The 13,517-nt window shown below is 62.2% G+C and carries 9 protein-coding genes; 8 read left to right on the top strand and 1 reads right to left on the bottom strand.

What is annotated here, in order from left to right:
• Positions 1-7 precede the first annotated feature (7 nt).
• From KDW95_RS13830 to parC, 8 genes are all read left to right on the top strand, one after another.
• Entirely contained in the window at positions 8-2,767 is a 2,760-nt protein-coding gene (locus KDW95_RS13830) for a sensor domain-containing protein (protein ID WP_255852405.1), read from the top strand.
• A 123-nt stretch (positions 2,768-2,890) separates the two neighbouring features.
• A complete protein-coding gene (locus tag KDW95_RS13825; RefSeq protein WP_255852404.1) occupies positions 2,891-4,630 on the top strand; it encodes a bifunctional diguanylate cyclase/phosphodiesterase in 1,740 nt (579 codons plus the stop codon).
• A gap of 93 nt (positions 4,631-4,723) precedes the next feature.
• Positions 4,724-5,344, top strand: coding sequence for an NUDIX domain-containing protein (locus KDW95_RS13820; protein ID WP_255852403.1), 621 nt, complete (start codon positions 4,724-4,726; stop codon positions 5,342-5,344).
• An 11-nt stretch (positions 5,345-5,355) separates the two neighbouring features.
• Entirely contained in the window at positions 5,356-5,793 is a 438-nt protein-coding gene (locus KDW95_RS13815) for a DUF1249 domain-containing protein (protein ID WP_255852402.1), read from the top strand.
• Positions 5,794-5,818: 25 nt separating this feature from the next.
• Positions 5,819-6,604, top strand: a complete 786-nt coding sequence (locus KDW95_RS13810) for a metallophosphoesterase (RefSeq protein ID WP_255852401.1) — start codon at positions 5,819-5,821, stop codon at positions 6,602-6,604.
• A gap of 46 nt (positions 6,605-6,650) precedes the next feature.
• On the top strand, positions 6,651-7,280 hold the full coding sequence (locus tag KDW95_RS13805) for a YqiA/YcfP family alpha/beta fold hydrolase (protein ID WP_255852400.1): 630 nt from the start codon (positions 6,651-6,653) through the stop codon (positions 7,278-7,280).
• 16 nt (positions 7,281-7,296) lie between these two features.
• Positions 7,297-9,189, top strand: a complete 1,893-nt coding sequence (gene parE / locus KDW95_RS13800; RefSeq protein ID WP_255852399.1) for a DNA topoisomerase IV subunit B — start codon at positions 7,297-7,299, stop codon at positions 9,187-9,189.
• Between the two features lie 212 nt (positions 9,190-9,401).
• A complete protein-coding gene (parC, locus tag KDW95_RS13795; protein WP_255852398.1) occupies positions 9,402-11,657 on the top strand; it encodes a DNA topoisomerase IV subunit A in 2,256 nt (751 codons plus the stop codon).
• An 87-nt stretch (positions 11,658-11,744) separates the two neighbouring features.
• On the opposite strand, the gene KDW95_RS13790 is transcribed toward parC, so the two are convergent.
• Positions 11,745-13,430: a hypothetical protein gene (locus KDW95_RS13790; protein ID WP_255852397.1), complete on the bottom strand. Its 1,686-nt coding sequence runs from the start codon at positions 13,428-13,430 to the stop codon at positions 11,745-11,747.
• Between the last annotated feature and the right edge of the window lie 87 nt (positions 13,431-13,517).

The raw sequence follows: 13,517 nt of genomic DNA, 5'->3' as shown, positions 1-13,517 counted from the left end.
CAGGAAGATGTCTGCTTGTGTAGCGCCAAAGCGAAGGTTGCATCCGGGGGCTGTGCTGGCCGTGTCCGGGCTCTGGTCATCGGTTGCCATGGCCGCCGGTATTGAGGGGCTGCAGGAGAGTCCAATAATGACGCTGGCCGTGCTACTCGTTGTGCTGCTTGTGGCGCTGGCGGCGCTGGCGCTGCTTTGGTACCGCAACCGCGGTCAGCAGGTGCGGCTGGCGGAACTCGAAGCGGGTCAGCAACGCTACCGGGCCATCTTCGATGCATTGCCTGAGGCCGCATCTATCAAGAATGCGCGGGGCCAGTTTCTGGACTGCAACCGGGCTTTTGCCGAATTTTCGGGACTGGATAATGAGCTGCTGCGAGGCAAAACCAGCAGCGAAGTATTCTCGGTGGCCGACGGTCAGCGGATTGCGGCGCAGGATCGCCGTGCCCTGAAAGCCGATGGCATTTTTCGCGGCGAAGACTGGGTGCACAGCGCCGGCCGTCGGCCGCGCCTGGTGAGCTTCCTGCGCACCCGCCTGCCGGTACAGGGTGGGCAGGAACAGGCCCTGCTGGTGATCGGCAAAGACATTACCGAGCAGCGACAGGAAGAGGTAATCACGCGGCTGCAAAACATGACGCTGGACTGTCTGCTGCGCGGTATTGCCCTGCCCGCCGTGGTTGAGCGGCTGGTCGAAACGGTGGAGCAGGCCTACCCCGGGTTGCTCGCTTCCGTCATGCTGCTGGACAAGGATCGGCTGCTCCGCTCGATCGCGGCCCCCTCCCTGCCGGACTATTTCTGCGCGGCGACAGACGGCCTGGCGGCCGCAGACGGCGTGGGCGCCTGCGGCACGGCCGCCGCGACGGGCAAGCGGGTGATCATCGAGGATACCAACGAACATCCCTATTTCGAGTCCTTTGTCGACCTCACCCGACGGGCAAATATCAGCGCCTGCTGGTCGGAACCGGTGCTCGGCAGTCACGGTGACGTACTGGGAACCTGCTGTTTTTATTCGCCGGAAGTCGGCGGGCCGACATCGGCCCAGATCAAGTTGCTGGAGCAGGCGGCGCGGCTGGTGAGTCTGGCGGTGGAGCGCAGCCGGCGTGAGGATCAGTTGCGCAAGCTGTCGCGGGCGGTGGAGCAAAGCTCCAGCATGGTGGTGATTACCGACGCCAGCGGCATTATCGAATACGTCAACGAAGAATTCTGTGAGGTGACCGGCTACAGCGTCGAGGAAGCGCTGTCGCAGCGCCCGTCATTGCTGAAATCCGGCGAAACCGATGCCGAAGTTTACCGCGATATGTGGCAGTCGCTGCTGGCGGGGCAGGATTGGCACGGCGAGATTCGCAATCGCCGAAAATCCGGTGCCCTCTACTGGTCGGCGCTGTCGGTGTCACCCATTCTGGATGACGATGGCAGCGTGACCCACTTTATTGGCATCAGCGAGGATATTTCTGCCCAGAAGCATTCCCAGGCGCAGATTGAGCAGCTCGCCTTCTACGACCCCCTTACGCAGCTGGGCAACCGGCGCCTGTTCCGTGAACAGCTGGACCAGGAGCTGCGCAAGGTGCGCCGTACCGGGCAGCAGCTGGCGGTGTTCTATCTGGACCTGGACAACTTCAAGCAGATTAACGATACCCTCGGCCATGATGTCGGTGACCGGCTGTTGCAGGCGATCGCAGGCCATCTGCGGGTAACCCTGCGCGAGGCCGATATCATTGCCCGCCTGGGCGGTGACGAGTTTATTATCCTGCTGCCCCAGGTGACCGGCCTGGCCCAGGCCAAGAAGGTGGCGGAGAAGTTGCTAAAAGCGCTGCTGACGCCGATCCCGGTAGCCGGCCACGAGGTGCTGATCACTTTCAGCATCGGTATCACCCTGGCGCCGGACGATGGCGATACCTGGTCGGTGCTGATGAAGAACGCGGACCTGGCGATGTACCGGGCCAAGCGCCAGGGGCGCAACAATTACCAGTTCTTTACCCGCGAGATGAATGAGGAAGTCATGCGGCGGGCACAGATGGAGGCCGAGCTGCGCACAGCGCTGGAAGAGGGGCATTTCAGCCTCGTGTTCCAGCCGCAGTGGAACCTGCTGGGCGGCTTGCAGCTGGTGGGCATGGAGGCCCTGATCCGCTGGCACCATGCCGAGCGGGGCTGGATTTCACCGGCCGAGTTTATCCCGGTGGCCGAAGAGCTCGGCCTCATCGTGCCGCTGGGTAACTGGGTCATTCACGAAGCCTGCCGGGCCGGTTTCCACCTGATCGAGCAGGGGCATGACGTGAAGGTCGCGGTCAACCTGTCGTTGCGCCAGTTCCGCGACCCGAATCTGCTGAATACGGTGCGCCTGGCGCTGCAGAATAGCGGCCTTGAGTCGCGTCACCTGGAGTTCGAAATTACCGAGTCCATGATCATGGACGACATTAACCGTGTGCTGGAGATTCTCGGTGCGTTGAAGGAGCTGGGGGTGACGCTGTCCATCGATGACTTCGGTACCGGCTACTCATCGCTCAGCTATCTCAAGCAGCTGCCGGTGGATCAGCTCAAGGTGGATGCATCCTTCGTGCGCGATATACCCCATGATCGCAATGACATGGAAATTGCCGCCGCCGTTATTGCCATGGCACACAAGCTGGGGCTCAAGGTGGTGGCGGAGGGGATCGAAACCCCGGCGCAGCTGGCTTTCCTGCGGGAGAACCACTGCGAGATGGGGCAGGGCTACCTGCTGGCGCGCCCGGCCCCGCTGGAGTCGGTGCTGCAACTGCTGGAAGTCGAGCTGACCGACTGATTCCAGCGGTCAATTCGACCGGCTGTCATGAATCTGTCATTAACAGGGCATAGTCTGGCGGCCAGAATGTCGCTAGCTCCCGGTGAATACAGCATGCAGTCAAGCCTTCACACAGTGCCCTTGGTGAACCAACTCAGTGTGCTGGATACAATCATTCGCAATGAGAACCTGACACCCTATTTCCAGCCCATTGTCGACCTGCAAAGCGGCGAGGTGATCGGCCACGAAGCCCTGATACGTGGCCCCCAGGGCACTGCCATGCAGATGCCGGGACCGCTGTTCGAAACGGCGCTTGCTGAAGGCCGGCTGGCCGAGCTGGAGCTGCTGTGCCGGCGCCTGGCGCTGGAGCGTTTCGCGCAATTGCGCCCCGCCGGCAAGTTGTTTCTGAATATCAATGCCTCCCTACTTGGCCTGCCGGGGCACCCCCAGGGGCTGACGCTGGAATGGCTCGAGGCGCTGCAAATCCCGCAGGCGAGCATCGTTATCGAATTGTCCGAACAACACCCCTTTGATCACTGCGGACTGACGCAGACCGCCGTACGCCATTACCAGGATATGGGGTTCGGCATTGCTATCGACGATCTGGGCTCCGGCTATTCCGGCCTGCGACTCTGGTCCGAGCTAGAGCCGGCATACGTCAAGATCGACAAGCATTTCGTGCGGGGTATCGATCAGGACAGCGTGAAGCGCGAGTTCGTCAAATCCATTATCAACATCGGCAACAGTACCCGCTGTCGCATTATCGCCGAGGGGATAGAGACCCGTGGGGAGCTGCATACCTTGCAGCTCCTGGGTGTGGGCTACGGTCAGGGGTTTCTGCTTGGCAAGCCGCAATCGCTGCCGGTGCCCGTGGCGGCCTGCCGGCTCGTTGCCATGCCCCAGGGTCGCGGCTATCGGGACACTGAGCGAAGTGAAACCGCCGCCATGTTGCTCAAGCCGGCACCGGCCGTGACCCTGGCCGATAATATTGGAGCTGCCAGTAGCCTGTTGTGCCAGCACCCTGACCTGACCCTGATACCGGTGCTGGACGATGGCCGGCCGGTGGGGGTTTTACGCCGCCACGAACTCTGGGAACTGTATTCCAGTCAGTATGGCCGGGCGCTCTACGAGCAGCGCTCGGTAAGCCACATCCTGCAACGGGATTTTCTGGCGGTCGAGCTGGATATGCCGCTGGAGCAGGTATCCCATCTGCTGACAGAGCAGGAATCCACCCTGATTCAGCAGGATATCCTGATCACTCAGGACGGCAGTTACCTGGGAATGGGGAATGTGCGGGACCTGTTGCGAAACATCACCGAGCTCAAGATTCGCACGGCGCGCTATGCCAACCCCCTGACGCTGCTGCCGGGCAATGTGCCGGTAAACGAGGAACTGGATCGCCTGCTGGCCGGTGCCTGTGACTTCCATGTTGCCTATTTCGACCTCAACCAGTTCAAGGTCTACAACGATCGCTACGGTTATGCCCGTGGCGACCGGGTTATCCGTCACCTTGGTGACCTGCTGACGCGGCATGCCAGCGCGCCTGATACCTTTGTCGGCCATATCGGCGGTGACGACTTTGTGGTGATCTTTCGTCATGGTCTGTGGAGATCGGCCTGTGAGCGCATTCTGGAAGATTTCGGGCATTCGGTGCGCGAGTTCTACGATTCCCAGCACTTGAAGGACGGTGGTCTCTGGGTCGAGGGGCGGGACGGCACGCAAGTGTTGCATGAGTTGCTGGGGCTTGCCGTGGGGGTGGTGCATCCAGACCCGTATCGCTGCCCGGGGTTTCAGGAAGTCGCAGAACTTGCCGCACAAGCCAGGAAGGCTGCCAAAACCGCCCTGCACGGGCCCTTGTACCTGTTGCCACGCCGGGCCCTCTGAAGCCATTCAGCGGGTTGGCCAGCCGGTGCCATTCGTGCCCGGTACCGCCGATTTTCTCTGCTATAGTGTGCGTTTCGCAAACGGAGCCCGGACATGGCCGAGCGCTGGAAACCCCGCTTTGGTGTCGCTGATTTTCATATCAGGGCTGATAAAGCGCTGCATCATGGCTTTTTCAATCTCGATCGCGTGACGGTGACGCATCGCTGCTTTCAGGGCGGCGACGTCACTATCGAGCGCGAACTCTACCGGCGCCGTGATGCGGTCTGTGTATTGCCCTATGACCCGGTACGGCGTGCCGTTGTGCTGATCGAACAGTTCCGTGTCGGCACCCTGGATCATCCCCGAGGCCCCTGGCAGCTGGAGCTGGTGGCGGGCCTGGTGGAGCCGGGCGAAAGTGCTGGCGATGTGGCACGGCGCGAGGCGGTGGAAGAGGCGGGGATTCAGCTGGGAGCTGTGGAGTCCATCTGCCGTTTTACGCCAAGCCCGGGTGCTGTGCGCGAGTATATCAATCTGGTCTGTGCAAGGGTGGACGCCAGCCTGGCCAGTGGTGTGCACGGTCTGGCTGAGGAGGGTGAGGATATTCTGGTACAGGTGCTGTCGCTGGAGGATGCCTGCGCCCTGGTCCAAGCGGGGGTGATTGATAACGCGCCGGCCATCATTGCGATACAATGGCTGCAAATGCACAGCCCGCGACTCGATCAGCAGTGGGTTTAACGGGAGCCTTCATGAAACGCAAGTATGTACCCGACCTGTCGCGGCAGATGGCCCAGTGTGAGGCGAACTACGCGCGCATGATGAAACTGCTGCCGGACCTGGATGTCTGCGATCATCGCGAATTCCAGGTGTACTGGAAAGCGCATCAGGTCGTGGTGCGCCTCGAAGTGGAAGAGCGCTTTGCCTACACCAGCACGGTGCTGGTCAAGCAGCTGCACGAAGGTTCAAGCTGGTTGTCGACGCCGACCCTGGTGGTGCGGCTATATCACGATGCCACCATGGCGGAAGTCATCTGCCTGAAAAGCCGGCGCCAGCTGTCCGGTGTCTACGGCTACCCCAACCGCGACATGCACCACCCGGATGAAAAGGCCCAGCTCAACGGCTATCTGGGTGAGTGGCTGAATCATTGCCTTAATCATGGTCACCATAACGAGCCTGTCTTTGTCTGACTCAGAGCCCCAATCATCACCTGAAATGACCCTGCGTATACTGCAAATCAGCGATTGCCACCTCAGCCCGGAACCCGCTGGACTCTTTCGAGGCATAGACCCGCTGCTGCATCTGCAGGCGGTAACGGCGGATGCACAACGGCGTTTTGCACCGGTGGACCTGCTGCTGCTGACCGGAGACCTGACCCATCACGCTGAACCCGGTGCCTACCGGCGCCTGCTGCACAGCGTTGAAGGTCTTGCACATCGGCGCCACTGGCTGCCCGGAAATCACGATGTGGCGGCGTCCATGCAGGCGGTCGAAGCGCTGGAACCGACCCTGGGCTGCAAGCAGATCGATACGCCGCACTGGCGCATTCTGCTGCTGGATTCCACCCATGCGCCCGATGGCCGGGGTGGTGGCAGTCTGGCGCCGGCCGAGCTGGACTGGTTGCAACAGCAACTGAACGATGCGGGGCAGCGCTGGGTGTTTATTGTTCTGCACCATAATCCGGTGGCGCTGGGCAGTGCCTGGCAGGATGCCATCATGCTCGGCAATGCTGCGGCGTTCTGGGCGCGGGTGGAGGCTTGTCCACAGGTGCGCGGTATTGCTTTTGGCCATGTACATCAGCAGCAGCTGCTGCTCCGCGGCCAGGTACAGCTGTTTGCAGCGCCCTCAACAGCCGTGCAGTTCGAGGCCGGCTGCGCGGACTTCAAGCTGGAATCCGACCCCGCGCTGGCCAGGCCCGGCTATCGCTATTATGAACTGGCGGATGATGGCCACATCGAGGCGCAACTGTGCCGGATCAAGGTGCCGGATTGCGTCGGCTAGGCCCCTCCGGTATGGTTCCGCCATGCAGCAACAGCAAGGAGCGGGGATGACGCAAACCCATTTTATCTATGTTCATGGCTTTAACAGTTCTCCCGCGTCCATCAAGGCCCGCATCCTGGCAGACAGCCTCAAGCGCCAGGGGCTGGCCGAGCACTACAGTGTCCCGGCGCTGTCACACTGGCCTGCCGAGGCCATGGCGCAGCTTGAAACCCTGGTGAGCGATCCCGCTGTACCGGTGTTGCTGGTGGGCAGTTCGCTGGGTGGCTTTTACAGTACCGCGCTGGTGGAAAAATACCCCCATTGCCGCTGCGTGCTGGTGAATCCTGCAGTAGCTCCGCAGGTGCTGCTGGCCGACTGGCTGGGTGAAAATGAAAACCTCTATACCCATGAACACTACCAGCTGACACCCCGGCACCTCGCACAGTTGCAGGCACTGGTATGCCCGCGGCTGCAGGGGCTTGAGCGTTACCTGCTGTTGCAGCAGACCGGGGATGAAACCCTGGATTACCGCGAGGCGGTGGCGCGCTACGCGGGCTGCGCGCAGTTTGTGCAGCCTGGTGGCAGTCATGGCTTTGATCGTTTTGAGGATCTGTTGCCGGCGATCCTCGCCTTTGCAGACGGGCGCATCGAGCTGCCCGAGCCTGTAGCCTTACCTTTCTCTCAGCTATCGCATTGACAGGAATCCGCAACCGATGGCGACACAATACACAGCCGAGGCGATTGAAGTCCTCAGTGGCCTGGACCCGGTAAAACGCCGTCCGGGGATGTACACCGAAACCGACCGCCCGAACCACCTGGCCCAGGAAGTGATCGACAACTCCGTCGACGAAGCCCTGGCCGGCCACGCCAGGCAGGTTGATGTCGTCCTGCACAAGGACGGCTCCATGACCGTGAGCGATGATGGCCGCGGCATGCCGGTGGATATTCACCCCGAAGAAAAGGTGAGCGGCGTGGAGCTGATCCTCACGCGGCTGCACTCGGGCGGCAAGTTCAACAATGACAATTACCAGTACTCCGGTGGCCTGCATGGCGTTGGCGTGTCGGTGGTCAATGCCCTGTCGCGCCTGCTGGAAGTGCAGGTCAAGCGAGACGGTAATGTCTACCGCATCGGTTTTGCCGATGGTGACAAGGTTTCCGAGCTTGAAGTGATAGACAGCTGCGGCAAGCGCAATACCGGTACCAGCCTGCGCTTCTCGCCGGATCCGAAATATTTCGACAGCCCGAAATTCAGCGTACCACGCCTCAAGCATGTGCTGCGGGCCAAGGCGGTTCTGTGCCCCGGGTTGCGCGTCACCTTTGTTGACCAGGGCGACTCCAAGGCCGAGAAGGACGAGTGGTACTACGAAGACGGCCTGGTGGCCTACCTCAAGGGCTCGACCCAGGTGTTCGAGGCGCTGCCGGTCGAGCCCTTCAGCGGCAGTCTTGCCGGTGACGAGGATGCGGTGGAGTGGGCCGTGCAGTGGCTGGTGGACGGCGGCGACATGGTGAACGAAAGTTACGTCAACCTGATTCCCACCGCCCAGGGGGGCACCCATGTAAACGGCTTTCGTACCGGCCTGCTCGAAGCCATGCGCGAGTTCTGCGAGTTCCGCAACCTGCTGCCCAGGGGCGTCAAGCTCAGCGCCGACGATGTGTGGGAGCGCTGCTGCTATATCCTTTCGGCCAAAATGCGGGATCCGCAGTTTGCCGGCCAGACCAAGGAGCGGCTGTCATCGCGCAAGATTGCCGCCTTTATCTCCGGTGCCATCAAGGATGCCTTTTCCCTCTGGCTCAACCGCCACGTGGAAGAGGGTGAACAGCTGGCCGAACTGGTGATCAGCAATGCCCAGCGGCGCCTGAGATCCAACAAGAAGGTGGTGCGCAAGAAGGTCACCCAGGGGCCTGCGCTGCCCGGCAAGCTGGCGGACTGTGCCGGTGGCGATACCCTGCAGGGCGAACTCTTTCTGGTGGAAGGGGACTCGGCGGGCGGCTCCGCCAAGCAGGCGCGGGACCGGGAATTCCAGGCCATCATGCCGCTGCGGGGCAAGATTCTGAATACCTGGGAAGTGGATTCCGGTGAAGTGCTGGGTTCCCAGGAGATTCACGATATCTCGGTGGCGATCGGCGTGGAGCCGGGCTCCGACAACCTCGAGGGCCTGCGCTACGGCAAGATCTGCATTCTCGCCGATGCCGACTCCGACGGGCTGCATATTGCGACCCTGCTCTGTGCGCTGTTCGTGCGCCATTTCCGCCCGCTGGTGGCCGCCGGTCATATCTATGTCGCCATGCCGCCGCTGTTTCGAATCGACGTGGCCAAGGAGGTCTTCTACGCCCTGGACGAGGACGAGAAGAACGGCATCATCGAGCGCATCAAGGCCGAGCGCAAGAATGCCAAGATCGGCGTACAACGCTTCAAGGGCCTGGGCGAGATGAATCCGCTGCAGTTGCGTGAAACCACCATGGCGCCGGATACCCGCCGCCTGGTGCAGCTCACCATCGAGCAGGATGACGAGACCGACGAAACCATGGACATGCTGCTGGCCAAGAAACGCTCGCCGGATCGCAAGAACTGGCTCGAGATCAAGGGCAACCTGGCCGATATCTGATGAGGGGTGCCCGCACCCTGACGGAAGCTTAAGATGAGTACAGAAACCACGTTTGAAAACGGCGTCGAGCGGCTGTCGTTGAAAAACTTCAGCGAGAAGACGTGGTTATGCACAGCTCCATGTACTGATTTCCTTGTCGGGGGACCTGTGCAGGTTTAACGGGCTCCCAGGGGAACACTGGCGTGATTGATAGCCACTGATGGAATCGAGTAATGAGTACAGAAACCACGTTTGAAAACGGCGTCGAGCGGCTGTCGTTGAAAAATTTCAGCGAGAAGGCCTACCTGGATTATTCCATGTACGTCATTCTCGACCGCGCGCTGCCGCATATCGGCGACGGCATGAAGCCGGTGCAGCGCCGCATTGTCTATGCCATGTCGGAGCTGGGCCTCAAGGCCACGGCCAAGTACAAGAAGTCGGCCCGTACCGTGGGTGACGTGCTGGGCAAGTTCCACCCCCACGGCGACTCCGCCTGCTACGAAGCCATGGTGCTGATGGCGCAGCCGTTCAGCTATCGCTACCCGCTGGTGGATGGCCAGGGTAACTGGGGTTCGCCCGACGATCCCAAGTCTTTCGCCGCCATGCGTTACACCGAGTCACGCCTGGCGCCTTACGCCGAGGTGCTACTGCGCGAACTGGGCCAGGGCACCGTTGACTGGCTGCCCAACTTCGATGCCACCCTGCAGGAGCCGGCGGTACTGCCGGCGCGCCTGCCCAACGTGCTGCTCAACGGCACCACCGGCATCGCCGTCGGCATGGCGACCGATATTCCGCCGCACAACCTGCGTGAGGTCACCCAGGCCTGTCTGCACCTGCTGGATCACCCGACGGCGGATGTGCAGTCGCTGTGCGAGTATATTCCCGGGCCCGATATGCCGACGGACGCCGAAATCGTTACCCCGGCCCATGAGCTGCGCAAGCTGTACGAAACCGGTCGCGGCTCGGTGCGCATGCGGGCGGTCTATATCCGCGAGCAGGGCGAAATCGTGATCACGGCGCTGCCGCACCAGGTGTCCGGCGCCAAGATCCTGGAACAGATCGCAGGCCAGATGCAGGCCAAGAAGCTGCCGATGGTGGCGGATCTGCGCGACGAATCCGATCATGAAAACCCCACCCGGCTGGTGATCATCCCGCGTTCCAATCGTGTCGATATCGATCAGTTGATGGCGCACCTGTTTGCCTCCACCGATCTGGAGCGCAGCTACCGCGTCAATCTCAACATGATCGGCATTGATGGCCGGCCCCAGGTCAAGGATCTGCGCCAGATCCTGACCGAGTGGCTCAGCTGGCGGACCCAGGTGGTGCGCCGGCGCCTGCAGTACCGTCTCGACAAGGTGATGGACCGGCTGCACCTGCTCGAAGGCCTGATGATTGCGTACCTCAATATCGACGAGGTCATCGCTATCATTCGCTACGAGGAGGAACCCAAGGCCGAAATGATCCGGCGCTTCAATATCAGCGAGCGCCAGGCCGAGGCGATTCTTGAGCTCAAGCTGCGCCACCTGGCCAAGCTCGAAGAGTTCAAGATCCGCGCCGAACAGGATGAGCTGGAAGCCGAGCGCAAGCGTATCGAGGAGATCCTGGGGTCCGATGCGCGCCTGCGCAAGCTGATCAAGCAGGAGCTGACAGAAGACGCCAAGACCTACGGCGACGACCGCCGTTCCCCCATCGTGCAGCGCAGCGAAGCCCAGGCCTTCAGCGAAAAAGACCTGCTGAGCGCGGACCCCGTGACGGTGGTCATTTCCAAGCAGGGCTGGATTCGGGCGGCCAAGGGGCACGATATCGATGCCCAGGGCCTGAGCTACAAGTCCGGTGACAGTTTCAAGCTGGCCTGTGCCGGGCGCATGAACCAGCCCACCCTGCTGTTTGACTCCACCGGGCGCAGCTATACCCTGGATACGCACACCCTGCCCTCGGCGCGGGGTCAGGGAGAGCCTGTGACCAGTCACCTGTCGTTGCCCAAGGGGGCAAGCATTGAAGGCATGCTGTCGGGGCAGGACAACGACCGGGTGTTACTGGCGTCCGATGCCGGCTATGGCTTTGTGGCCAAGGTGTCGGATCTGAGCAGTAAGACCAAGAACGGCAAGGCGGCGCTGACGCTGCCTGAAGCCAGCCAGATCCTGGCGCCGATTCTGGTAAGGGACGCGGCACGGGACCTGCTGGCGGCGGTAACGAACGAAGGGCGCTTGCTGGTGTTCGCGGTGGCGGATCTGCCGGAGCTGGCCCGTGGCAAGGGCAACAAGATCATCAATATTCCGGGTGCGCGGGCCAAGGCGCGGGAAGAGTATCTGACCGCGCTGGTGACGCTGGACCCGGATACGACTCTGCTGGTGCACGCCGGGCGGCAGCACCTGAAACTCAAGGGTGCGGAGCTGGATCACTACCGCGGCGAGCGGGGCCGGCGGGGCAACAAGCTGCCCCGGGGCTACCAGCGGGTGGATCGTCTGGAGGCACTGGGGAGCGAGTAGCCGCCCGGAGCCGGTTTACCACCGCACCTACGACAAAGGCGCTGACGACTTCGGTCGTCAGCGCCTTTTTGCTTGCTGCTGCCGGGGTTAGCCGGTTTTGCTGATCAGGTGGCTGGCCTGGCGTTCCAGCAGCTCTTCGTAGTCTTCGCTCAGGCGATGGATCAGCACCTTGTCTTCGTCTTCGCGGCGAATGTCGGCCTGTTCCAGCAGGTTGTCTTTCAGGTCCGGCACTTCGGTGAGGGCGGTGTGGCTGATCAGCTCGTTGCTCTGGGTGCTGCGGGTCAGGAACTGGGCTTCCTCCAGCATCAGGGCGGGCTTGCCGGCATTGCCCCGGACCAGCGCGATATGCAGGTTCAGTACTGGCTGGAAGTTGCGGATGCGGCGCTGGTTGAAGCCCCGGTACAGCAGGGTAAAGAGCTTGGCGGCGCAGAGTGCGTTGGCACCATGGGCGTCGTCGTCCGTGGGCTCACGGAACCAGACGCGAACGTCGCCGTTGTCCTGTGGCTCGATGTCGCCACTGTAGATGCCGGCGATCTGGTGGGCGAACTGGCCGTACTGTGTCAGCAGCTGGGCGCGTTCGGCCTCATCCACGTATTCCGCATGGCCGCTGGCGGCGTCTATCAGAATCAGGTAGCTCGCTTCGTGGGGTTCCAGTATCAGCTCCAGTTCGTGTTCCAGGCTGTACAGCCCCAGCTGGGTTTCGGCCCGCTCCCGCAGGGGGTTGGGTTTGCCGGGGCGTGGCGGCTCGGCAGCGGGCTCGTCGTCGAACTCCAGCTCCTCGTCGATAAAGCGCGGTTCCTGGTGACGTTCATTGTCTTCGGCCTGGGGCGACGAGGGGGTGAAGCGCGGCATCAGTCGTTCCTTTACCGGGCGCAGCAGGTCCAGCAGCCCTTCGAAGCCGGACTCCTCTTTGGCAGGGCGATGCTGCGCTGAGTGGTTCGGGTCGTCGGCCTCGTCGTCTTCGTATTCGTCGTATTCACTCGCGTCCATCGGCTGCGGGTAATCTTGCGGGGCGGTCACCGAAGACGCGTCTGCGTCTGCGTCTTGCGGCGCGAAGGCGTCACTCTGCTCATCGGCAGGGGCGTCGCGCCCGAAGACTGTGTCGGCGTCCTCCGGGGCGTCGCTGGCATCAGCCCTGGCCGCCGTCTCGTTCGGCGTCGGTGCAGCCAGGCCGGCGTCCGCCGACCCAGCCTCGGTGAAGGTGTCTGCCTCCTCCTGTGCACCGTTGGCGCTATCGGCCTCTGCCAGTTCGCGTGGCGGGCGTGCGTTCAATGCCAGCGCCAGGGCCAGCAGCGCTACCAGGGCACAGCCGAGCCAGAGCAGTGCCACCAGGCTGAGCTGCTCCAGCCGCTGTTCCCGGGCAGGGGCCGGGTCCAGCCAGAACAGCATCCGGCCGAGATTTTGCTGCTCGCGTTCGAGTAGCAGTTCAAGCTCCAGCGGACCTTCGGCCTCACCGCTGCGGGCCACCAGTTCGCTGCTGTGGTCATAGAGGGAAATGCCGACGACCTCGGGCTGGTCACCCAGCTCGTTGATCAGGTAGTTCAGGCTGACGCGGTCGTCGGCCAGCAGCAGTGGTTGCAGCAATACGGCGGACTGGCGCATCAGCTTGTCACCGGCGCTCAGGGTCTGGGCCTGGGCGTCCCGGCCGGCGCTAAACCACAGGTAGGCGCTGCTGAGCAGCAGGCCGGCGGTGAGAATCAGTGCCAGTTGCAGTAGCAGTCGACGACGCAAGGAGGGCGGAATAGCGGTAAAGGGGTGCTGGACTGCGGACATAGTGGGCTGGGTTATCCGGGGCACGTGGAAATGGGACGAAACCGATCATAACAGCTCAACCGGGGCCGGCACAGTGCCGCCGGGCTG

The organism is Marinobacterium rhizophilum (assembly GCF_024397915.1).
In the GTDB taxonomy this organism is placed as follows: Bacteria; Pseudomonadota; Gammaproteobacteria; order Pseudomonadales; family Balneatricaceae; genus Marinobacterium_A; species Marinobacterium_A rhizophilum_A.
The sequence above is the reverse complement of the archived record's forward strand: the minus strand, read 5'-3'. Positions and strand labels throughout refer to the sequence as shown.